Below are 20,132 nucleotides of genomic sequence, written 5' to 3'. Positions count from 1 at the left end.
CAGCCTCCTACGGGTAAATAAATTGCCAGAGGGTGATCTCCGGCTCGTTGTTTACGCGGATGACCGAGTTCCATTTACCGGCCCGGGACGGTGTGGTAAAGAGTAATACCGAAAAGTTGTCCGTCTTTTTCAGGTTGTGATAAACAAAATAGAGGCTGTTTCCGTGGCTGAACATGGCGTCCGGCTGGGGCCAGACGCTGCCTGGATCATACGCATCGCTACTCTCGCTGGTGACGCTGAGGGTATAGGCCCCCTCCGTTTTCACCGGAAACGCAAGCTGCATCCGTGTCTCCGTCTCCCGCCGCCCGAAGCGCTCATAGTTTATGGTCAGCGACTTGGCGGAATTTGTTTTTACCGTATCGCTGACTATTCCGCTTGAAAACAGACCGGCAATGGCGGCAACGATAATACCTAACAGAACGATAAACCCCACCTGACGAAACGCGTATTCAAACGTCAGCAAGCGATATCTTTCCTCAATCCCGGGTAACTTTTCATTTTCACGCTTCATGGCCATCGTCACCGTTTCGCTTATTATCCGATAATTTTGATTTCTAACGCGAATGTTTTTAGGACTTATCACATTTGCCACATAAAGGAATAGCAACAATACTTAATAAGTCAAGACACCCAAAATGAAGGATATCCGATGAAATTATCGCTTATTTCCGCTTTTTTGATATTTCTGGTTCCGGCCGCATGGGCAGATAATAACGGCGGGTTACAAAAAGGTGAAGCCCCGCCGCCGCCCCACGCGCTGGATAGCGGATATCGCGGAACCGATGACGCGCGTATTATGACCATCGATCAGGCAAAACAACTGCACGACGGTGCGACCATTTCATTACGCGGTAATCTTATTGACGGTAGCGGCGATAAGTTTGTATTTCAGGATAAAACCGGAAAAATCGACGTTATTATTCCCCAGGCAGTCTTCGATGGCAGAACGGTAAAACCCGACCAGATGATCAGCATCAACGGTTCGCTTGATAAAAAATCATCTCCTGCCGTCGTCCGTGTCGATCGTTTGCAGAAATAATTCAGCGAAGCGTTAACGCTGCAGTTATCCATCAAATCTCACCCCTTGGCTTAAGGAGTCAGCTATGAGTGATACCCAACAACGTACGAACGCTTACCCGCAACCCCCGTTCCCGGAACAGCCACAGACGCCACCGGGACTGGCATCCGAAATGCAACCTGTACCCGACCACGGGGAAACTAGCTACAAAGGGCATGGCCGCCTGGCCGGTAAAAAAGCGCTGATCACCGGCGGTGACTCGGGTATCGGTCGCGCAGTGGCCATCGCCTATGCCCGCGAAGGCGCAGACGTGGCCATTAACTACCTGCCTGAAGAGGAAAAAGACGCCGCGGAGGTCATCGACCTGATCAAAGCCGAAGGCCGGAACGCCGTCGCGCTGCCGGGGGACGTTCGGGACGAAACCTTCTGCCAGAATCTGGTCGAAGAAGCCGTCTCGAAGCTGGGCGGGCTGGATATTCTGGTCAATAACGCCGGTCGTCAGCAGTTCCGTGAATCCCTTGAAGAGCTGACCACCGAAGATTTTGACGCGACGTTTAAAACCAACGTCTATGCCCCCTTCTGGATCACGAAGGCGGCGCTGCGCCACCTGAAAGCCTCGTCCGTTATCATTAATACCTCCTCCGTTCAGGCCGTGAAGCCGAGCCCGGTGCTGCTGGACTACGCCCAGACCAAAGCCTGCCTGGCGGTATTTACCAAATCCTTAGCCAAGCAGCTGGGTCCGAAAGGCATTCGCGTCAACGCGGTCGCCCCTGGCCCTTACTGGACGGTGCTGCAATCCAGCGGTGGCCAGCCGATGGAAAAAGTGAAGGAGTTTGGCGGCGATACCCCGCTGGGACGTCCGGGTCAGCCCGTCGAGATTGCCCCGCTGTACGTCACGCTGGCCTCGGATGAATGTTCATTTACCTCCGGCCAGGTATGGTGTTCTGACGGCGGTGACGGCGTGATCTGACCCCTTAACCCTCCCTCTCTGCAATGAGCAATAAATGAACAAGGACGTTCACATTTCTTCCCCTGCCGAAAAACATGTTGTAACTCAAACAGATCAAATGTTAAAAATATTTTGCTATCAAGTTATCAAAATTAAACAACTTAGCTTGTCACCCGCATCGCTCTGTTTTTAACATCGCCTATGGAAAAAAATGGTCTGTTCAGTCAGCGCATACGCTTGCGCCATTTGCATACATTTGTGGCCGTCGCTCAACAGGGAACGCTGGGGCGTGCGGCTGAAACTCTTAACCTGAGCCAGCCTGCGCTCTCGAAAACCCTCAACGAGCTTGAACAGCTGACCGGCGCCCGTCTTTTTGACCGGGGTCGGCTGGGGGCGCAGCTTACCATCGTGGGCGAACAGTTCCTTACGCACGCCGTCAAAGTGCTGGATGCGCTCAATACCGCAGGCCAGTCGCTGCATCGAAAAGAAGAACACACCAGCGAGGTCGTCCGCGTCGGGGCCCTGCCCACCGCCGCGCTGGGCATTCTTCCGCCGGTGATTGGCCAGTTCCACAAGCAGCAACGGCATACCACGATCCAGGTTGCCACCATGAATAACACCATGCTGCTCGCGGGGCTGAAATCGGGCGAGCTGGATATCGGGATTGGCCGCATGTCCGACCCTGAACTGATGGGCGGTCTCAATTACGAGCTGCTGTTCCTGGAGTCCCTGAAGCTGGTGGTTCGTCCCGATCATCCGCTGCTGCAGGACACGGTGACGTTAAGCCGCGTCATGGAGTGGCCGGTGGTGGTGTGCCCGAAAGGGACCGTCCCACGTCAGACCGCCGAAACCTTGCTGCAAATGCAGGGGTGTACGCTGCCCTCAGGGTGTATCGAAACGCTGTCAGCCTCGCTTTCACGCCAGCTCACCCTCGACTATGACTACGTCTGGTTCGTTCCCTCCGGCGCGGTAAAAGATGATTTGCGCCAGGGCACGCTGACCGCTCTCCCGGTAACGGCCCCCGGCGCCGGTGAACCTATCGGCATTTTGACCCGGGTAGATACCCCGCTTTCCACGGGCGCGCAGACGCTGCTGAGCGCCATTCGTAAATCGATGCCGGTTTAATACCCCTCACCCTAACCCTCTCCCCTAAAGGGGCGAGGGAACAGACCTGCGCGTTAATCAAATAATGCGAAATCATTCATTAACAATTGCGTAAAACAATTTAACAGTTTTATCATAGCCGTGAATTCACCAAATGGTTCACAAACGGTTTGATAAAAACGAATTCACCCGTACTAATCATCAATCCCACCGCATTTATTACCCAACTGGTACATACCCGACACGGCGGCGGGATCTAAAGGAGAGAGAAATGGCATTTGGCAGCGCGCCACGTGGAATACCGCGTATTCTGCAGTGGCTTCTTGCCGGACTGATGATGCTCATCGGTCTGGCGGTCGGCGGGTTGGGCTTTAAGCTCGCCACCGTAGGCGGGAGTAGTTACTTCCTGATAATGGGCGTGGCAATGGTGATTGCCGCGATCCTGATTTTCCTCAACCGCACCAGCGGGATCCTGCTTTACGGCATCGCGTTTATTGCCTCGCTGTTCTGGGCGGTAAGCGATGCGGGCTGGGATTTCTGGCCGCTCTTCTCCCGCCTGTTTACCTTTGCCGTGCTGGCGTTCCTGTGCGCCATCGTCTGGCCCTTCCTGCGCGCGGCAAACCACACTGCACCAAACAAAGCCCCCGCTTTTGGCGTCGCGGCGCTGCTCGCGGTGGCCATGCTGGTCAGCCTCGGCTGGATGTTTAAGCCGCAAACCCTTGTGGCAGCGAACGAGCCCGTGCCGGTGAAACCCGTCGCACCCGGCGAGCAGCAAAAGAACTGGGAGCACTGGGGCAACACCACCCACGGCGACCGCTTCGCCGCGCTGGACCAGATTAACAAGCAAAACGTCAGCTCGCTGAAAGTCGCGTGGGTTGCGCACACCGGCGATATTCCGCAGAGCAACGGCTCGGGTGCGGAAGATCAGAACACGCCGCTGCAGGTTGGCGACACGCTGTATGTCTGTACGCCGTACAGTAAAGTGCTGGCGCTGGACGTGGATTCCGGTAAAGAAAAATGGCGTTATGATTCGAAAGCCACCGCGCCGAACTGGCAGCGCTGCCGCGGTCTGGGCTACTTTGAAGATCATGCAAACGTGACAGCGTCACAGACCGGAACATCGCCAGCGGCATGCCCTCGCCGCCTGTTCCTGCCCACCACCGACGCCCGTCTGATTGCCATTAACGCGGATAACGGCAAGGTCTGCGACGACTTTGGCGACCACGGCACCGTGGATCTGAGCGTCGGTATGGGTGAGATCAAGCCAGGATATTATCAGCAAACCTCGACGCCGCTGGTGGCCGGGAACGTCGTTGTCGTCGGCGGTCGCGTCGCGGATAACTACTCAACCGGCGAGCCGCCGGGCGTGGTCCGCGCCTACGACGTTCACACCGGTAAGCTGGCCTGGGCGTGGGATCCGGGTAATCCGAACCTGACCGGCGTGCCGCCGGAAGGCCAGACCTACACCCGCGGCACGCCGAACGTCTGGTCTGCGATGTCTTACGACGCCAAACTGAACCTGATCTACCTGCCAACCGGCAACGCCACGCCAGACTTCTGGGCGGGCGAGCGAACCGCGCTGGACGATAAGTACAGTTCCTCCATCGTCGCCGTCGACGCGGCCACCGGCCAGGTCCGCTGGCATTTCCAGACCACCCACCACGACCTGTGGGACTTTGACCTGCCTTCCCAGCCTCTGCTGTACGACCTGCCTGACGGCAAGGGCGGCACCACGCCTGTGCTGGTGCAGACCAGCAAGCAGGGCATGATCTTCATGCTTAACCGCGAAACCGGCAAGCCGGTGGCGAAGGTCGAGGAACGCCCTGTCCCGGCGGGCAACGTTGAAGGTGAACGCTACTCCCCAACCCAGCCGTACTCTGTTGGCATGCCGATGATTGGCAACCAGACGCTGACCGAGTCCGACATGTGGGGCGCGACGCCAGTCGACCTGCTGCTGTGCCGCATTCAGTTTAAAGAGATGCGTCATCAGGGCGTCTTCACTCCACCGGGTCTCGACCGTTCCCTGCAGTTCCCCGGCTCACTCGGCGGGATGAACTGGGGCAGCGTCTCCGTTGACCCGAACAACAGCCTGATGTTCGTCAACGATATGCGCCTGGGTCTGGCGAACTATATGGTGCCGCGCGCGAACGTGGCGAAAGATGCCAGCGGCATCGAGATGGGGATTGTCCCGATGGACGGCACGCCGTTCGGTGCGATGCGCGAGCGCTTCCTGTCGCCGCTGGGCATTCCGTGCCAGAAGCCGCCGTTTGGCACCATGTCGGCGGTTGACCTGAAAACCGGCAAGCTGGTGTGGCAGGTTCCTGTTGGCACGGTGGAAGATACCGGCCCGCTGGGCATTCGCATGCACATGCCAATCCCAATCGGCATGCCGACGCTTGGAGCATCGCTCTCGACCCAGTCTGGCCTGCTGTTCTTTGCCGGCACCCAGGATTTCTACCTGCGCACATTTGATACCGCCACCGGGAAAGAGATCTGGAAAGACCGCCTGCCTGTCGGCAGCCAGTCCGGCCCGATGACCTACGTGTCGCCGAAAACCGGTAAGCAGTACATCATCATTAACGCCGGTGGCGCCCGCCAGTCGCCGGATCGCGGTGATTACGTTATCGCGTACGCGTTACCTGATAAGAAATAACCGATGAAAAAAGGGACCTTTTGGTCCCTTTTTTTTGCCCGGTGGCGCTTCGCTTACGCGGGCCTACAAATACAAGTAGGTCGGGTAAGGCGAAGCCGCCACCCGACAAAACACGCGACTCAGAACGTCTCCCAGTTATCCCCGGAAACTGTCGCCGCCGGACGCAACGGTACGTTCTGCGCCACCGGTGCAGCCGTCACCGCGCGGCCCTGCTTTGCGCTGCTCAACCGAAACGCCCCAACCGCCTCGGTCAGACGCGCGCCCTGTTCTTCCAGAGACGCCGCCGCCGCGGAGGCTTCTTCCACCAGCGAGGCGTTCTGCTGGGTCACTTTATCCATCTCCGAAATCGCCTGGCTCACCTGGACGATACCGCGACTCTGCTCATCGGACGCCGCGGCAATCTCCAGCATGATGTCGGTGACGCGCTTCACCGCGTCGACGATCTCATTCATGGTGTTACCGGCGGCAACAACTTCACCGGACCCCTGATCGATCAGCGAAACCGATTCGTTGATCAGGCTTTCGATCTCTTTTGCGGCATTCGCACTGCGGCTTGCCAGGGTGCGCACTTCACTGGCCACCACGGCAAATCCGCGCCCCTGTTCACCCGCCCGCGCCGCTTCTACCGCCGCGTTAAGCGCCAGGATATTGGTCTGGAAGGCAATGCTGTTAATCACGGCGGTGATTTCAGAGATTTTCTTCGAGCTGCTGGAGATATTGCCCATGGTTTTCACCACGCCGGAGACCATCTGGCCGCCGCGGGTGGCTTTACCGGAAGCATCTTCCGCCAGCTTGCTGGCATGATGGGCGTTATCGGCGTTCTGTTTCACCGTCGCAGTCAGCTGTTCCATGCTGGCGGCGGTCTGCTCGATGGCGGCAGCCTGCTGCTCGGTGCGGGAAGAGAGATCGGTGTTACCGGCAGAGATCTCGCTGGTGCCGCGGTAAATCTCCTCCGCCCCCTGACGCACGGTGCCGACCGTTTTTTCAAGCGAGTGCTGCATGGTTTGCAGATCCCGCGTCAGGCGGCCAATTTCGCTGCGCCCGGCCACGTCGTCCGGCATCGTCAGGTCGCCCTTAGCGATATTCTCGATACGTTTCGCTGCCCGCTGCAGCGGATTGATTACCGTGCGGCGCAGCACGACAAAGGTCATCGCCGTCAGCACCAGCGCCAGCGCAAACGCGCCCACCATAAACATCAGACCCAGCTGCGTGCGGCTGTGCGCCTGCGCCGTTAGCGCATTGGCACGGTCGGTACGGATCTTAATCGCCTTCAGCAGTACGGCGTTGTACGCGTCATCCAGCGGACGCGCCGTTTCGTTTTCGTGATTGATGATCGCCTCGAACATGCCGTTTTTGGCGAATTTCACCATCGGCTGCATGCCCGCGATATAGGCGTCATACCGGGTCTTAAGCTCCGCATCCAGCGCTGCGCCCTCGGCGGTACGCACGGCGCGATTCATGTAGGCGGTAAAGCTCTCCTGGGACTGCTTAATGCGCGTTTCCGCCTCGCTGATGTTCTGCTTCATCGCATCCATCTCTGCGATACGGCTTGCCGCACCGGCGTGGATCAGATTGATACGCGCGGTTCGCAGATGGTTTGAGCTGTTCGACAGCCCCATACGCACCTGAATTTCGGATGTGACATCCTGCTGATCGTTATCGGCCTGCAGCAGGAAATACCCTGCCAGACCCGAGCTCAAGGCAAACAGAAGAATAATGCCACCGAGAATGGAGGAAAACAGCGGAACCAGCCTGATGTGATGCAAGAAGCCCAGCTTGCGCTGCGCCAGCATCGAAGTAGTGTTGTCCATGACCGTCGACTCTCTTGTAGGTAAGATGCGTAAAAACACGCCTGTTAAATAGTCATCGGCACGGCAGAGATTTAGATTACGGCTAAAAACGCCGCACTGGTCACACTTTAGAGAAGATTATTAAAGAAATGCCAGCGGCGAAAAACCGCTGGCAGAAGAGTTACTTGTCGCCGAAATGGATAACGGTACGGATGGATTTTCCTTCGTGCATCAGATCAAACGCCTCGTTGATCTGCTCCAGCGGTAAGCGGTGGGTAATGAACGGATCGAGCTGAATCTTGCCGACCATCGCATCTTCAACCATCCCCGGAAGCTGGGTACGGCCCTTCACGCCGCCAAACGCGGAACCGCGCCATACGCGCCCGGTGACCAGCTGGAATGGACGGGTTTTAATCTCCTGACCCGCACCGGCCACGCCAATGATGATGCTCTCGCCCCAGCCTTTGTGGCAGCACTCCAGCGCGGAACGCATCACGTTGACGTTGCCGATACACTCGAAGCTGAAGTCCACGCCGCCGTCGGTCATCTCAACGATGACGTCCTGAATCGGCTTCTCGTGATCTTTCGGGTTCACGAAATCGGTCGCGCCCATTTCACCCGCCAGCCTGAATTTCTCCGGGTTGGTATCGACCGCGATGATACGGCCGGCCTTCGCCTGCACCGCGCCCTGGATCACCGCCAGACCAATGCCGCCGAGACCGAACACCGCCACGGTATCGCCCTCTTTGACTTTTGCGGTGTTATGCACCGCGCCAATACCGGTGGTCACGCCGCAGCCCAGCAGGCAGACTTTATCCAGCGGCGCCTGCGGGTTCACCTTCGCCAGCGAGATCTCCGCGCAAACGGTGTATTCGCTGAAGGTGCTGGTGCCCATGTAGTGATAAACCGGCTCGCCGTTGTAGGAGAAACGGGTCGTCCCGTCGGGCATCAGCCCTTTCCCCTGGGTGGCGCGAACGGCCTGGCAGAGGTTAGTTTTGCCGGATTTACAGAACTTACACTCGCCACATTCCGCAGTGTACAGCGGGATCACGTGATCGCCCGGCTTCAGGCTGGTCACGCCCTCGCCCACTTCTACTACAATCCCGCCGCCTTCATGGCCGAGCACCGCCGGGAAGACGCCTTCCGGGTCGTCGCCCGAGAGCGTAAACGCATCGGTATGACATACGCCGGTATGGGTGATTTTGATCAGCACTTCGCCTTTCTTCGGCGGTGCCACGTCAATTTCAACGATTTTGAGCGGCTGGCCGGGGCCAAATGCAACTGCAGCGCGAGATTTCATATGTCTTCCCTTCTTGTCAGGTATGTGGATTTATTTTAGATAAGAGCGCAGTAAATGGCCGACTTCCGCCATGCGAACGGCACGCTGATCCGGCGTGGTTTCCCCCGCTACCAGCTCATCATTGAGGTGAATTTCAACCATTTCGCCCATCAGGCCATTGGCAGCCCCGCGCACGGCGGCAATTTGCTGCAGGATGGCCAGACAGGGGTCGCCCGACTCCAGCGCGCGTTCCAGGGCATCAACCTGGCCCCGAATGCGGCGGACGCGGGTAAGAATACGTTTTTTATCTTCGGGTGAATGTGGCATACGCCCTCCTGATACTATAGGGGGGTATGGTACCTATTTTGTTACCGCTGTGTAAACCTAAAGATGAGAGGGTTGAGGTTTTGTACAAAACTCGGGGGAGGCATTGAATACGCCAGATAACGAAGCAAAATAAAAAAGCGTAAAGTCTCATCCTGATAAGCCGATAAAAACAGGGTCTTTTTTTAATATAGGGATATTACATGCGTAAACTCATCTCCTCCATTGGGCTCATAGCAGGTATGGCTGTAGCCACACCCGCGGTGCACGCCAGCACGTTGACACAAACGTTGACCCGCTGCGACTCAACCTTTTTCAACGAGATTTATCATCAGCGAGCCAAACTCAGCCGCGTAGCCCCCTTAACGCTCAACAAGCATTCGCAGGCCTGGTTCAAAGCCCCTGAAGATGGCAATCGCACCATCTGGTTTGCTCAACCGCTGCATGAATTAGATCTGACGGTATCGGGATATTACCTGCAAACCAGCAATCTCGATGAAATCAATTACGGTAAGTACTATTACTGGGGACTCATTTTCAAAGAGTCACAAGAAGAAGTGATGTCCAGACTTGATCATTTGTCCTGGAAAAAGGCGGGAGATGATTATGTTTCTCAGACGATGATTAAAATCAACCCAACGAGTGAGTGGGAAGACAACGCGCAGGCGGTGACAGGTATTGCTCCGGCAAAAGAAAGTACCGAAAAGCTGTTAATGCTCAGCAAAAGCAAAGACGGGACATTATTGCTCTGTACCGTTCAGGGAAATGTAACGCCTGACATGCTGATGACATTACGACCTGATTTATCCGCAGGGGATGCGAAATGAAAAAGCTAACATGGCTGGTATTACTTATGCTGACAGGTTGTACCGGGACAAGTAAACCCCAGCCCCAGCCTACCCCCAAACCACCGGCAGGCGTCATAAAAATCCTTGAAGATAAAAGAATTGCTTCGTATATCGATTTTCGGGTGATTTCAACTTATCAGGGTAACGATCACTTACGCCGCTTTTATTTCATCAATAACTACGCCGAGCAGACACTCATTATAAAAAATCCTCCCGTCTACATAGCGAGCTCACGGGCAATCGACGTGATTAACTGCGACAAAAACCAGCGTGCCGTTATGGCGCGAACCTATTTTTCGAAACCGTTCGCGGAAGGCGATGTCGTACATGTGACACAGGATGTGGGACAATGGGAAAGTTATCCGAAAGACTCTCTTTTTGGGATAATAGCGGAAAGCATGTGCAGTATTCCCGTTGAAAAACTCAAGCCAGAGCCAGCGAAAGATAATAGAAAACCATTATTAGATTAATACAGGCAAGGCAGAGACGCAGAGCATACGCTCTGCATCTCTATGTTACGGTTCACAATACAGTATTAAATTGCTGGACCAATTTCAGTTCCCGACTGTACCAGTCACGCCAACCGTAACCCATATACACAGAAGGTTTACTGGTACCTTTGGTCAGCATCTGGGTATCCGCGCCGGTCGAAAGGGTTTGGGAAAAGCGGACAAAAAAAGCATCATCAGGCGTCGAAAACGGCGTGGCAGCCCCTACAGCAGCATAGCTAATGAATTTCTTGTCAAAGCCATAAAATAGCTCCTTTTTCATGGATGCGCTTACCCCTGCGCAATGCATATACATTGCGCCTGAGGAATTATTGTAAATTATGAGTTAGCTATTATTCCGGTCTAAACCCGGGTTTACCATTTGCTGCTCGCCATTCTTTGATTTCTTTTACAACCCCCTCAGGGGTATCTTCACGAGTTTTTGAAGGGTAAAAAATAAGGTCAGAACCCTCTGGATATTCTGTTATCTCCTCAAAATAAAGCACATTCTCAACGTCTTTACTTTCAGAAGAATTTGCTGGATTAAAAATTCCGCGAACAAACTCTAAAAACTCAGTTTCAGAATAATCAGTGATTCTTTTTTTATGGTCCATACCTGGTACCTCACTCCTTTTTATGAATTTCAACATGGCGCTTAGGTGTTAACACCCTTAAATTATCAATATCATATACCTCGCCACCATCTTGTATTGATTTTTTATGGTGAAGTTCATGTTTTAACCTCTTGCCCCTCGCTCGTCTTTTTTCACAAAAGCTGTTTTCCCTAATTTTGTCTGACCAAGATTAGCATTATTTAATTGCTTCGCTAATTCAACTTTGTTCACGAGGTGCCGGAACATGCGCTGCAAACCGATATCTACCTGCCGTTAAATTGACGATCCGGTACTGACCGTCCTTTCTGCCGGGCGGCACTGCGCTTACCCGGCCTACCGTCCCCTGGCAGCCTGCGCCAGCGTTTGCAGTTCCTCCTTCAGCCAGCGCGTTGCGCCCCGCTGGGCGCTGCGTTTATGCGAGTAAATTTTCACTTCAAACGTGCGTATCGAGAACGGTAAAGGAAAAATCCTCAGGCCTGCTGCCGTAACCAGCTTCTCAGCGGCGTAACGAGGAATGGCCATCAGCAGGTCACTTTCCGCTACGATAAACGGTGCGCTGAGCATCGACGGCGTTTTGATCGCGATTTGTCGGGTATAGCCCAGCTGCTCAAGCCGTACGTCCAGAACGCCCTGCTTCTCATTCCATGGCGTCACCACCAGGTGTCGGGCCGCGAGATACTCCTCCAGCGTGAGACGCGTCCGGCGCGCGTTGCTGATGACCACATACTCATCTTCAAACCAGTCGATCTCTTCCAGTTCCGGGTGCCGGATATCATCCTGAGTGCTGAAGCCCAGCGCCAGATCCACCTCGCCCGCCAGCAGTTCCGTCAGCGCCGGGCTGTGCGGCAGATAGCGCAATTCAAAGCGTAAACCCGGGGCAGTAAGCTGCAGCCTGTGCATCAGCGCCGGGAAAATGCACAGCGCGGTAAAGTCCGTTATCGCAATTTGTAAGCACTCCGAACTGCTGGCTGCATCAAACTCCGGCTGCGGGGTCAGCTCATGATTCAGGAACGACAGTGCGGAAGCAATGGAAGGCGCGAGCTGAGAGGCATACACGCTGGGGGACATGCGGTGCCCTTCGCGGAAAAACAGCGGGTCATTCAGGGTGGCACGCAGGCGCGACAGCGCATGGCTGAGCGCGGATGTGCTCATCGCCAGCTCGTCAGCGGCCAGCCGAACGGAGCGGTGGCGGTAAATCGCGTCGAAAACGGGCAGCAGGTTTAAATCAAGACGTCTCAGGGCCGGATGCATAATATTCATCATTTGTTGATTTCATTGCACTTAATTCTTCAGACAATACGCCGTATGCTTAACGCCATCAATCAAGACGCACGCTAAAAAGCAGGAAAAACAATGAGCATCACCCTTCGTCAGGCACGCCCCGAAGATGCGGCAGCCATTTACGCCATGATTTATGAGCTGGCGGTGTATGAAAAAGCCCCGGAAGAAGTGGTTACCACGCCGGAGGAGATCCGGGAAACGCTCTTTGGCGCAGGCACAAAAACCGAAGCGCTGATCGCGGAGTGTGAAGGCAAAATCGCCGGCTATGCCGTGTTCTTCACTAGCTATTCAACCTGGCTTGGCCGCAACGGGATTTATATGGAAGATCTGTATGTTTCCCCAGCTTATCGCGGCCTGGGGGCGGGAAAAGCACTGCTGAAACATATCGCCCAGCTCGCCGTACAACGGCAGTGCGGTCGCCTTGAATGGAGCGTGCTGGACTGGAACCAGCCCGCCATCGATTTTTATCTGAGCATTGGCGCGCTGCCGCAGTCCGAATGGGTGCGCTACCGTCTTGACGGAGAAGCGTTGCTCAAATTTGCCGAATAGCGGCACGTCATACCCGAGAAGATCCCGCCCCGCGGGATCGCGCTTTCCTGCGTCGATCCCGTCTCAACAGATTATGAATTTATGCTACCCTTCCATAAATTTCATAAACATAGTGCAGAACGCCATGACGACAGCCCCTTTTATCCGCCCTCAACTCACCCTGCCAAACGGCGCTGACAAACTGCTGCTGCACTCCTGCTGCGCCCCCTGCTCCGGTGAAGTGATGGAGGCTATCCAGGCGTCGGGCATTGAGTACACCATTTTCTTCTATAACCCCAATATCCATCCGCAAAAGGAATACCTCATTCGTAAGGAGGAGAATATTCGCTTTGCGGAAAAGCACGGCGTGCCGTTTGTTGATGCCGATTACGACACCGATAACTGGTTTGAGCGCGCAAAAGGTATGGAATGGGAACCCGAGCGCGGCGTCCGCTGCACCATGTGCTTCGATATGCGTTTCGAGCGTACGGCGCTCTATGCGGCAGAAAATGGATTCAGCGTCATCAGCAGCTCGCTGGGGATCTCCCGCTGGAAGAACATGCAGCAGATAAATGACTGCGGCCAGCGTGCGGCGGCGCGCTATCCGGGTATGGTGTACTGGGACTATAACTGGCGCAAACAGGGCGGATCCTCACGCATGATTGAGATCAGCAAGCGGGAACAGTTTTACCAGCAGGAATACTGCGGCTGCGTTTATTCGCTCAGGGACAGTAACCTGCACCGTAAGTCACAGGGCCGCCCGCTGATCCGCATTGGGAAACTGTTTTACGGTCAGGATGACAATGAGAAATAACGGGTTCCGGGTATAGAGATATATCCGAAAACCGCCCTTTCAGGTGCCGAATTTAGCCTTTCGCCTGCCGTATCCACAAAGAGCGGCTATCCTTTAATTATCAACAAAAGGAGGCAAAAATGTCTGATTTCGGTACTGATAAAAACACCCAGTTTGCTGAAGATAAAGCAAAAAATAAATTTGATGAACTTGCAGGTTCAGCGCAGCAGCAGTTTGGTGAATTCGTTGATTCACCAAAACATCAGGTTAAAGGTGCTGCTAAAAAATATGCCGCTCAGGCCAGCGATGCCGTTTCCGATGTCACTGAAGCCGTCAGAAATAATCCGCTCACCGGCCTCGTTGCCGCGGGTGCAATCGGTATAGTTCTCGGCTTGTTGCTGGGCCGGAAATAACCCAGGGCCCTTCGGGGCTTTATTTTTTCTTAACTAAACAACCTGACCATGCGGTCTAACTCCTCCTCTTTCACGGCGCGCGATAAATAATATCCCTGAAAGTTCTTGATGCCCAGCTCGACTAATTTCTCAAACTTTTCTTCACTATCAACCCCCTCTGCAATACAGTCCGTTCCGGTCATGTCGCTGTAAACCTGTATCGCTTTAATCAAATTATAGTCATTGTCGTTTGCCACAAAATGCTCAACGATGTCCCGATCCAGCTTAAGCCCATCGAAATGCACCTGGCGCACCGGGAACATGGTTTGATGGTTAGAGAAGCAGTCATCCAGGAACAATCGACACCCCGTATTGCGTAAATGCCGCATGGTTTCAGGGATCCTTTTGTCCTTCGTCACGTCAATATCTTCTGCAAATTCAAAAACCAGCTTTTCGGCCCACTGCGGTTTGAGCAGCATGCCGATGGCTTTCCGTGCCATATCAGGCAAAGCATTCCCGGACGCCAGACGAGGCGGAATATTCACTGAAAAATAGTATTTCCCGTTATACTTATTAATACCTGAAACGGCGGCATGGATGACCAACGCCGTAATTTTCAGCCAGATTTCATGATTGGAAACATCCGTTAAAAAACTGGCAGGCTTGACAATTTTACCGTTTTTATTCCAGCGAATCAGGATTTCAAACCCAACCCCTTTTTTATCTCGATCGGTAATAATCTGATATGCCGGAAATATTTCCCGATTACGTAACGCATTAAAAATTTCGGCTTCTTTTTCCGTGAACCCCACTTTTTGACGCGGGTGTTTATCAGGTTTATCTGCTTTAAAATTGTGCGGATCGTGTAACCAGCGCTTAATTAAACGTAATTTAAGCACGCCTTCCTTTCGGTGGGTATAAACCGTTTTATTCGACAACCCCATTCTATCGCACATTTCCTTTACGGACATACCACGATAGAAATTTAATAAAACGTCAATCTCTCTTCTTGTTAACCACTTTAGATTTTCTTCCGAGCCAATATCCATGTAGCGTTCGCGTAATACACGGGAACGATCCTTAAAGCTTTTGTAATGGGTATTAAAACAGCCTACTACATCCGAAACACTGGCAACGCGAATCAATGATAATTGATAACTGTTATTTAAAAGACTGCCCAGCGTGCGGTACAGCCAGCCGTCAGGAATATCACCATACAGGGTGACATGCCGAATAACGGGGAGTGCATTGAGTACCGAGGCCAGTCGCTTCAGGCTTTCCAGGAGATTGACGACACCTTTCCCGAGGAACACCACGATATGGGCATCCTGATTTTTAAGGATATTTTCAACATCCTGTTGGGATGCCTCATCTCCGTTAAAGTGAATTTGGGAAGCGTGGATCCCGTACTTATTGAGGATCGAACAATACCCCTGAAATGTGAAGCCGCAGGCTGAGATGACAAATTTATGTTCATCGCAAACCCCATTTTTGAGAGACATTTTTTGGGTCATAACCTGCTCCTGGGCACCAAAGCGCCATTTCTGTTTGAGTATGCGTAAAATCTATTGCATCTGTTGCGTAGTATAATTTTACAGTAGCACCCAAGGTTAAGAAACTGTTATCAGTCTAATTCACCGGAACATCTTTGCGTTAATCACAAACGTTTAACTATACTTTTCTTTTCAAATAACCACGGCAAATGTTTTATTCTCAGGGTATAATGAAAATTCCGAAAAAGAAGACTGGACACTTCATCTATCGGCTCATTCAAATACGAGAAAAATGCTATGGATAATCATATCTCATCCAGGGCCTTGCTACATCGAAGGGATGTCATAAAGAGCAATCCACGATTCGGTGAGGCAATATTAGAGCACTACACAATTAATGACACCATCTACAAAAAACAACCTTTGTTCTACAAGACAATGCTACAGGAATCACGGTTCAACATTATCCTCTCCATGTGTTGTTTTATTTTTGGCAATCAGGCCGAGTCAGTTTCTGAAATTAAAGAGTTATGTTCTCGCTATAAGATAGCCAGCCCCAACAGCGTTATTGCGATCATTACGATACTCAGAACCACCGGGCGCATCAGGACCTGGCGCTGTACAGAAGACAGACGAAAGACGAGAATCGCGCCAACCGAAAAAGGCCTGAATGAACTAAAGCGTTATATGTCCGGCGCTTTTTTGCCCGTCAGCATTCTTTATCCGACATTTAATATTAATGTAAACCTGCTGGACAATGACATTTTGAGAAGTAACTTCTTCCGCCGCGCGGCAGAATATCTTTTTCGGGGATTAACGTTCAGAAAGGTTTTGCCTGAAGTAGGATTATTTATTGATAAAGATGGTGGCCGTATGATTATGCTTTATATTTACCTGCAGGCTATGAAAAACAAATCCGCCCATGGCGCCGTTATTGACTATTCAGCCAGCACGCTCGCAAAAGAATTTTTTGTATCGCGCATCCACGTCAACCGGATTATCAAATCAGCTCAGGAGGCGGGCTATCTTAAAGATCGGGGTGATGGTCGGCTATCGGTCTATCCGGCATTTATCGAACTCGTCGAAAATTATGCCGGATTATATTTTGCGTATGTCACGCATTACATCAACGTGGTTCCTAAAGAGCGACGCCACGCTCACAACGTGACGTCAACCGTATAATCCACCAGGCGTTCGGTGTTCCGAACGCCCTTCACCTATCTTTCCCGCAGCGCCTCTTTTGCCTTGTTCAGCGGTTTCAACAGATAATCCAGAATGGTTTTGCTGCCGGTTTTAATATCAACAGTGGCAATCATGCCCGGAAAGACCGGGAATTCCTGACCCTGCTTATTGGTCAGATGGTTACTGTCGGTACGAATATAGACGCGATAGTAATAAACATCTCTTTTCACCTCATCCTGCAGGGTGTCCGGCGAAATCATGGTTACTTCCCCTTCCAGCCCGCCGTAAATGGAGTAGTCATAGGCCGTCACTTTCACCAGCGCCTTCTGGCCAGGATGGATAAACGCCACATCGCGCGGCGAAATTTTCGCCTCAATCACCATCTGATCGTCAAGCGGAACCAGACTCATCAGCTTGCCGTTCGGCGGGATGACGCCGCCCACGGTCGTGACGTCAATATCCTTTACGATCCCGCGAACCGGCGCATTGAAGGTCAGTCGGGTCAGAGAGTCTTCCCGACCCTTCATCACCGAACGCTGGGCTTCAATCTCCGCATTGGCTTTCGCCAGCTCTTCACGGGCGCGGACGTAATACTGGTTTTTCATCTCGGTGATTTTATTCTCAAGCTCATTTTTTTGACGCTCAAGACGCAGCACCTCCACCTTGCTGGCCGCCCCCTGGGTCACCAGCGGACGGGTCAACGACAGCTCGCGTTGCACCAGCTCGGCACCCTGACGTAAACCAGCCAGCCCTTTTTCAAGGCTCTCGCGACGGGACTGATAGAGCGCCGTTTCCTGCTTAACCAGCTCAACGTCGTCATCCAGCTCCTCGGGAAACGTCAGCTCCGTGTCGTTAACTTCGGCTTTCAGGCGTGCCGCCGTGGCCAGCGCCGCATTCAGACGCGACTCGCTCTCCAGCACGCTCGACTCGGTTTTTGTCCGATCAAGCTGCGCGAGCTGCTGGCCGCGCTCGACGATGTCGCCTTCGCGCACCATCAGGCTGTGGATAATACCGCCTTCCAGGGACTGGATGACCTGCTCATGAGAAGACGGTATCACCTTACCGCTGCCGGTCGTCACCTCATCAAGATGGAACAGGCTCGCCCAGGCGATAAACGCCGCCAGCAGGGCGAACAGCGACCATGCCACCAGCGTGGCGCGCGGAAGGCGCGGCTCTTTCAGTCGGCTATTAAAACGGGAGAAATCATTCATGCTGCGCCCTCCTCTGCAACCGTCGCCGGTTTCATGGTCACGGTGCGCTGTGTTGTCTTTTGCGGCGCCATGCCGTGCTGGTGCAGGATGGCGTCGCGCGGGCCGTCCATCACGACCTTGCCGTTTTCCAGCACGATGATGCGGTCGACCAGGTCCAGAATCGGCAGGCGATGCGTCGCCACCACCAGCGTCCGGCGCTTACCCAGCCATGTGTGAAGATGCTGAATAAACTGCTTCTCGCTCATTTCGTCCAGCCAGGCGGTAGGCTCGTCCAGCAGCAGAATAGTCGGCGAGGTGATCAGGGCGCGCGCCAGCAGCAGCGCCTGACGCTGTCCGCCTGAGAGTCCCGTTCCGCCCTCGTTGATGATAGTGTTCAGCCCCATTTTCTGTTTGCGCACAAACTCCAGCGCGCCGCTGTTGACCAGCGCCTGGTGAATCTCATCGTCGGTCGCCAGCGGGTTACCCATCAGGATGTTGTCCCGCACGGAGCCAAAGAACAGACGGGCCTGCTGGCTCAGCAGCTGCATGTCGCGACGCACGTCGGCCGGGTCGAGGTGATTGAGGGCAATATCGTCCAGCAGAATGCTGCCCTGCTGCGGCTCCTGCATGCCCGCCAGAAGCTGTAACAGCGTGCTTTTGCCGGAGCCATTGCGCCCGAGCACCGCCACGCGTTCTCCGGCGCGGATCTGCAGCTTGCTGATGTTGAGCACGGTGAGTTTCTCTTCCTCGTCGTAGTAAAACCCCACGTCCTCAAGCGCATAATCGCCGCGCAGGTGGGCTTTGTGCACCTTCTTGCCGTGCTGCGGATCGTCAATCGGCCGCTGCATCAGGTCGTCCAGCCCCTTGCGGGCCACTTTTGCCGACTGCCAGCGCGAGAGCACGCCTGAGATCTGCGACAGCGGCGCAATGGTCCGCGACGCCAGAATCGAGGTGCCTACCAGCGCACCGGTGGTCATGTCACCGCTGATGACCAGGTAACAGCCGACCAGCAGCACCACCGCGTAAACAATGGACTGCACCTCCTGCGTCCAGGTGAGCAGCAGGCCCGTCAGCCAGCGCTGCTTCATGCCGACGCTGGCGGCGACGTCGTTGGTGTTATTCCACTGGTTCTGGAAACGCTGCTCGGCGCGCATCAGCTTGATGTCTTCAATGCCCTGCACCGCTTCCACCAGCGTGGCGTTACGAATGGCGGATTCACGCATCCCTTCGCTGGAGAGTTTCCCCAGCGGGCGCTGCACCAGCAGGCCAGGAATAAGCAACAGCGGCACGGCGAGCAGGACCACCAGCACCAGCGGACCGCCAATCATCCACAGAATGAAGACGAACAGCAGGAAGAACGGCAGATCGGAGAGGGCCGCAATGGTCGTCGAGGTGATCAGCTCGCGCACCGACTCCAGCTCGCGGATCTGCGCGATAAACGATCCGGTTGATTTCGAGCGTGCGCCGTTTTTAATCCGCAGCGCGTGGGCAAAGACGCGTTCAGAGATGCGCAGATCGGCGCGCTTCCCCACCACGTCGGAAATGTGCACGCGCAGCATGCGCATGATGAATTCGAACACGATGGCAATCATCACGCCGCCAAACAGCACCCACAGCGTGGCTTCTGACTGCGACGGTACCACCCTGTCGTAGACCTGCATGGAGAAGACCATGCCGGAAAGCGCCAGCACGTTGGCGACCAGCGCCACCAGCATAATGTCGCCGTAGCGTCGCCAGTCCTTCAGCGCCAGCTGCCAGAACCAGTTTTTTTCATACGGTTTGATGTAGTCATCCACGCGGGCATCCGGCGTGGACTCGAGCGGGCGCAGCACCATCAGGCCCTTTAATCGCGACCCGAGCGCCTCGCGCGTCAGCGTCGTCTCCAGGCCGCCGTCGCCGCTGAACTGCAGGCTGACGTTGCCTTCGTTGTCCATGCGGTTGATCACCGCAATCTGCCCGCCGGTGAATTCTGCCAGCAGCGGCAGGCGCCACGGATCGAGGGATGCCGCTTCTGCCGCCACCACGCGCATCCCCAGCCCAAGCTGGCGCGCCATCTCCTCCAGCACCAGCTGGCGCGGCGACTGGCTTTCATGGTTAATCGTGACCCGAACGTGCTCCACCGAAAAGTCCAGCCGGTAGTGCTTCGCGATGATGAGCATGCCCTGCAGCCAGGGTTCGTACTGTGGATGTGTCTTCATAATCTCCG

General features: G+C 54.4%; 21 protein-coding genes. 10 read left to right on the top strand and 11 right to left on the bottom strand.

Translation table 11 applies throughout. The features are described from left to right. Nucleotides 1–7: 7 nt before the first annotated feature. Nucleotides 8–511 carry a hypothetical protein gene (locus BFV67_RS10320; RefSeq protein ID WP_069598951.1) on the bottom strand — a complete coding sequence of 168 codons (504 nt, stop codon included), beginning with the start codon at nt 509–511 and terminating at the stop codon, nt 8–10. Nucleotides 512–649: 138 nt separating this feature from the next. On the opposite strand from BFV67_RS10320, the gene BFV67_RS10315 reads away from it, so the two are divergent. The 4 genes from BFV67_RS10315 (at nt 650) to BFV67_RS10300 (ending at nt 5,724) form a co-directional block, all read left to right on the top strand. Beyond that, nucleotides 650–1,039: a YdeI family stress tolerance OB fold protein gene (locus tag BFV67_RS10315; protein ID WP_008502282.1), complete on the top strand. Its 390-nt coding sequence runs from the start codon at nt 650–652 to the stop codon at nt 1,037–1,039. A 64-nt stretch (nt 1,040–1,103) separates the two neighbouring features. After that, nucleotides 1,104–1,988, top strand: a complete 885-nt coding sequence (locus BFV67_RS10310; RefSeq protein WP_021242539.1) for an SDR family oxidoreductase — start codon at nt 1,104–1,106, stop codon at nt 1,986–1,988. A 180-nt stretch (nt 1,989–2,168) separates the two neighbouring features. Continuing rightward, a complete protein-coding gene (locus BFV67_RS10305) occupies nt 2,169–3,092 on the top strand; it encodes a LysR substrate-binding domain-containing protein (RefSeq protein ID WP_021242540.1) in 924 nt (307 codons plus the stop codon). 250 nt (nt 3,093–3,342) lie between these two features. Then, nucleotides 3,343–5,724: a glucose/quinate/shikimate family membrane-bound PQQ-dependent dehydrogenase gene (locus tag BFV67_RS10300; RefSeq protein WP_069598263.1), complete on the top strand. Its 2,382-nt coding sequence runs from the start codon at nt 3,343–3,345 to the stop codon at nt 5,722–5,724. Between the two features lie 119 nt (nt 5,725–5,843). Here the strand turns inward: BFV67_RS10300 and BFV67_RS10295 are convergent, their stop codons facing one another. The 3 genes from BFV67_RS10295 to BFV67_RS10285 form a co-directional block, all read right to left on the bottom strand. Further along, entirely contained in the window at nt 5,844–7,535 is a 1,692-nt protein-coding gene (locus BFV67_RS10295; RefSeq protein WP_069598262.1) for a methyl-accepting chemotaxis protein, read from the bottom strand. A gap of 160 nt (nt 7,536–7,695) precedes the next feature. After that, nucleotides 7,696–8,814 (bottom strand): S-(hydroxymethyl)glutathione dehydrogenase/class III alcohol dehydrogenase, encoded by a 1,119-nt coding sequence (locus BFV67_RS10290; RefSeq protein WP_021242543.1) that lies wholly within the window; start codon nt 8,812–8,814, stop codon nt 7,696–7,698. Between the two features lie 30 nt (nt 8,815–8,844). Further along, a complete protein-coding gene (locus BFV67_RS10285) occupies nt 8,845–9,120 on the bottom strand; it encodes a metal/formaldehyde-sensitive transcriptional repressor (protein WP_069598261.1) in 276 nt (91 codons plus the stop codon). A 200-nt stretch (nt 9,121–9,320) separates the two neighbouring features. Between BFV67_RS10285 and BFV67_RS10280 the strand changes: the two genes are divergently transcribed. Both BFV67_RS10280 and BFV67_RS10275 read left to right on the top strand, forming a co-directional pair. Next, nucleotides 9,321–9,944 carry a hypothetical protein gene (locus BFV67_RS10280; RefSeq protein ID WP_069598260.1) on the top strand — a complete coding sequence of 208 codons (624 nt, stop codon included), beginning with the start codon at nt 9,321–9,323 and terminating at the stop codon, nt 9,942–9,944. Beyond that, a complete protein-coding gene (locus BFV67_RS10275) occupies nt 9,941–10,435 on the top strand; it encodes a surface-adhesin E family protein (RefSeq protein WP_069598259.1) in 495 nt (164 codons plus the stop codon). The genes BFV67_RS10280 and BFV67_RS10275 overlap by 4 nt, the downstream gene beginning before the upstream one ends. A gap of 52 nt (nt 10,436–10,487) precedes the next feature. Here BFV67_RS10275 and BFV67_RS10270 read toward each other — a convergent pair whose 3' ends face one another. From BFV67_RS10270 to BFV67_RS10260, 4 genes are all read right to left on the bottom strand, one after another. Further along, complete coding sequence (locus BFV67_RS10270) at nt 10,488–10,736, bottom strand: hypothetical protein (protein WP_032676797.1); 249 nt, start codon at nt 10,734–10,736, stop codon at nt 10,488–10,490. A 70-nt stretch (nt 10,737–10,806) separates the two neighbouring features. Next, nucleotides 10,807–11,067: a bacteriocin immunity protein gene (locus BFV67_RS10265; protein ID WP_023292465.1), complete on the bottom strand. Its 261-nt coding sequence runs from the start codon at nt 11,065–11,067 to the stop codon at nt 10,807–10,809. Between the two features lie 10 nt (nt 11,068–11,077). Continuing rightward, entirely contained in the window at nt 11,078–11,164 is an 87-nt protein-coding gene (locus BFV67_RS24975) for a hypothetical protein (protein WP_324252045.1), read from the bottom strand. A gap of 236 nt (nt 11,165–11,400) precedes the next feature. After that, nucleotides 11,401–12,330 (bottom strand): LysR family transcriptional regulator, encoded by a 930-nt coding sequence (locus BFV67_RS10260; protein ID WP_069598258.1) that lies wholly within the window; start codon nt 12,328–12,330, stop codon nt 11,401–11,403. A gap of 90 nt (nt 12,331–12,420) precedes the next feature. On the opposite strand from BFV67_RS10260, the gene BFV67_RS10255 reads away from it, so the two are divergent. The 3 genes from BFV67_RS10255 (at nt 12,421) to BFV67_RS10245 (ending at nt 14,082) form a co-directional block, all read left to right on the top strand. Continuing rightward, nucleotides 12,421–12,897 carry a GNAT family N-acetyltransferase gene (locus BFV67_RS10255; RefSeq protein WP_008502292.1) on the top strand — a complete coding sequence of 159 codons (477 nt, stop codon included), beginning with the start codon at nt 12,421–12,423 and terminating at the stop codon, nt 12,895–12,897. A 124-nt stretch (nt 12,898–13,021) separates the two neighbouring features. Continuing rightward, nucleotides 13,022–13,690, top strand: a complete 669-nt coding sequence (locus BFV67_RS10250) for an epoxyqueuosine reductase QueH (protein WP_008502293.1) — start codon at nt 13,022–13,024, stop codon at nt 13,688–13,690. Between the two features lie 119 nt (nt 13,691–13,809). Next, nucleotides 13,810–14,082, top strand: a complete 273-nt coding sequence (locus BFV67_RS10245) for an ElaB/YgaM/YqjD family protein (RefSeq protein WP_008502294.1) — start codon at nt 13,810–13,812, stop codon at nt 14,080–14,082. Between the two features lie 29 nt (nt 14,083–14,111). On the opposite strand, the gene BFV67_RS10240 is transcribed toward BFV67_RS10245, so the two are convergent. After that, complete coding sequence (locus tag BFV67_RS10240) at nt 14,112–15,575, bottom strand: EAL domain-containing protein (RefSeq protein WP_032663544.1); 1,464 nt, start codon at nt 15,573–15,575, stop codon at nt 14,112–14,114. Nucleotides 15,576–15,851: 276 nt separating this feature from the next. Between BFV67_RS10240 and BFV67_RS10235 the strand changes: the two genes are divergently transcribed. Further along, on the top strand, nt 15,852–16,736 hold the full coding sequence (locus BFV67_RS10235; RefSeq protein WP_069598257.1) for a helix-turn-helix domain-containing protein: 885 nt from the start codon (nt 15,852–15,854) through the stop codon (nt 16,734–16,736). Nucleotides 16,737–16,771: 35 nt separating this feature from the next. Here the strand turns inward: BFV67_RS10235 and BFV67_RS10230 are convergent, their stop codons facing one another. Both BFV67_RS10230 and BFV67_RS10225 read right to left on the bottom strand, forming a co-directional pair. Further along, nucleotides 16,772–17,947, bottom strand: a complete 1,176-nt coding sequence (locus BFV67_RS10230; RefSeq protein WP_008502297.1) for an HlyD family type I secretion periplasmic adaptor subunit — start codon at nt 17,945–17,947, stop codon at nt 16,772–16,774. Beyond that, nucleotides 17,944–20,124, bottom strand: a complete 2,181-nt coding sequence (locus BFV67_RS10225) for a type I secretion system permease/ATPase (RefSeq protein WP_069598256.1) — start codon at nt 20,122–20,124, stop codon at nt 17,944–17,946. The genes BFV67_RS10230 and BFV67_RS10225 overlap by 4 nt, the downstream gene beginning before the upstream one ends. Between the last annotated feature and the right edge of the window lie 8 nt (nt 20,125–20,132).

Origin of the sequence: Enterobacter roggenkampii, assembly GCF_001729805.1 — a bacterium.
GTDB classification, from domain to species: Bacteria; Pseudomonadota; Gammaproteobacteria; order Enterobacterales; family Enterobacteriaceae; genus Enterobacter; species Enterobacter roggenkampii.
This window is presented reverse-complemented; position numbering and strand designations above follow the sequence as displayed.